1 protein-coding gene is annotated in these 261 nt (G+C 70.1%); it reads right to left on the bottom strand.

Annotated elements, in window-relative coordinates; genetic code table 11:
- Positions 1-261 (bottom strand): acyltransferase domain-containing protein (locus DTL70_RS00005; RefSeq protein ID WP_114019717.1); only part of this gene is annotated, 261 nt, incomplete at both ends.

Raw genomic sequence — 261 nt, 5'->3', positions numbered from 1 at the left:
CCGTGGTGTTCGAGGAGTCGGTGGAGGCCGAGGTGGAGGGCGAAGAGTGCGGGTTGGGTGTAGCGGGTGTGGTCCAGCAGGCGGGCCGGTTCACTGCCCGGCTCGGCGAACATGATCTCGGCCAGCGACCTGCCCAACAACGGGTCCAGGTGCCGGCAGGCTTCATCGACCGCCGCCTTGAACACCGGCTCGACGGCATACAGCCCAGCACCGGCTCCGGCGCGCTGGGAGCCCTGCCCGGAGAACAGGAACGCCGTCCGC

This window comes from Streptomyces diacarni, from assembly GCF_003323715.1.
In the GTDB taxonomy this organism is placed as follows: domain Bacteria; phylum Actinomycetota; class Actinomycetes; order Streptomycetales; family Streptomycetaceae; genus Streptomyces; species Streptomyces diacarni.
This window is presented reverse-complemented; position numbering and strand designations above follow the sequence as displayed.